At 70.3% G+C, this 1,541-nt stretch carries 1 protein-coding gene; it reads right to left on the reverse strand.

Features of this window, described 5'->3' with window-relative positions:
• Positions 1 to 102 precede the first annotated feature (102 nt).
• The gene (locus tag IEY89_RS40090; RefSeq protein WP_189152445.1) at positions 103 to 1,479 is read right to left on the reverse strand and encodes an IS1380 family transposase; all 1,377 of its coding nucleotides are present in this window, start codon (positions 1,477 to 1,479) and stop codon (positions 103 to 105) included.
• Positions 1,480 to 1,541 lie beyond the last annotated feature (62 nt).

Here is a 1,541-nt window from a genome sequence, read left to right on the forward strand (position 1 = left end):
AGCTGATGCCGGGCAGGCCGGTGGCCCGGCTGTCGCGTCGGGTGGGCGCCGGGTTCCACTGCCCGGGCGGGTGATGCTGTCGCAGGGACGGTGGGTTGCTGGTCAGCCGGGGTCGGGCAGGAGCGCGAGCCGTTCAAGGGCGGCGGTGATCTCGTCGGTCCAGGGCCAGTGCCGGGCGAGGCGGAGAATCCTGCGCCGACCGGTGGTGACGAGCTGGCCGGCTGCGGAGAACAGGCGGAACCGCAAGCGACGCGGTTCCCAGAGCCTTGCCCGGCCGGTCAGGGCGAGCATGGGCATCCAGGCCAGCAGGTCGAGCGCGATCTGGACGATCTCCATCCAGACCCGATTCTGGGCGGTGTCGTGCAGGGGCAGGTTGCGCAGGCCGGTGGCCCGGGCGTTGCGGATCCGGTCCTCGGCCCGTGCCCGGAGCCGGTGACGGAGTTCGAGCTCGGCGATCGGCCGGCCGGTGGTGTTGGTCGCGAAGCACGTGATCCGCATGCCGTCCGCGTCCGTGATCCTCAACTGGGCGCCGGGATGGGGCCGTTCCTTTCGGACGATGAGCCGCATGCCCTTGGGCCAGGCGTCCAGGAGCTTGCCGGTGAGCTCGGCGACCCAGGCCCCGTCCCGGGCCTCACCGCCGGTCTCGACGGCCGGGGTCCAAGCCGAGGCGGGGACCTTCAGTACGTGTTCGTGGATCGCTTCGGTGACCGTCATGCCGACCGAGTAGGACAGCCATCGGCCCCGCTTCGCGAGCCAGGACACGAAGTCGTGGGTGCCGCCGGCGGAGTCCGTGCGGATCAGCGTCTGCCGTCCTCGTCGGTAGCGCTTGGGTAGTTGGGCCAGGGCGAGTTGGGCGGTGGTGATGTGGTCGGCGGCGGTGTTGGAGCCCGCGTTTCCCGGTCTGAGGAGGGTGGCGACGGGCTCTCCGGTTCCGCCCGGTCCGTGGTCGACGAAGGCCGTCAGCGGGTGATGGCCGTAGGTCTTCTTCCAGGTCGCGGCCGCGTCCTGCTTGTCGGAGTGGGCGATCACGAGGACGCCGTCGAGGTCGACGGTGACCTGACCGTCGGCGTCCGGGGCGTTCTCGCCCGCCAACGACCAGGCACGATGACGGACTTCGGAGCGTGCGGACCGGACGGCCTGCAGGGCTTTCTCGCCGGATGCGGCGAGGGTGTCGATCAGGCGGGAGACGGTCGGGTCGGAGGCGACCGGGCCGAAGACCGCCGGCTCACACCGCAGCATGGCGACGGCCGCGAGGCAGTCCCCGCCCAGTGCGACAGCCATGGCGACGTCCAGGAGGATCTTGCCGGGATCGTGGACGGCCCGCGGCTTCCGCCACGGAGCCAGAGCTGCGGATATCGCCTGGTCAAGGCCCGTCTTGCGGACCGTCTCCAGCAGCAGGACCGCACCGGCCTGCGAGACCACCTGCCGACCGTCTCCCTGGACACGGACACGTGGGTACGACGAGATAGGCTCTCTCACCTGGAAAGTGCTCTTTCCCTTGCAGCCAACAGGACCCTCAGCAAGTCCTATCGTTGCAGGTC

Origin of the sequence: Streptomyces lacrimifluminis, assembly GCF_014646095.1 — a bacterium.
GTDB classification, from domain to species: Bacteria; Actinomycetota; Actinomycetes; order Streptomycetales; family Streptomycetaceae; genus Streptomyces; species Streptomyces lacrimifluminis.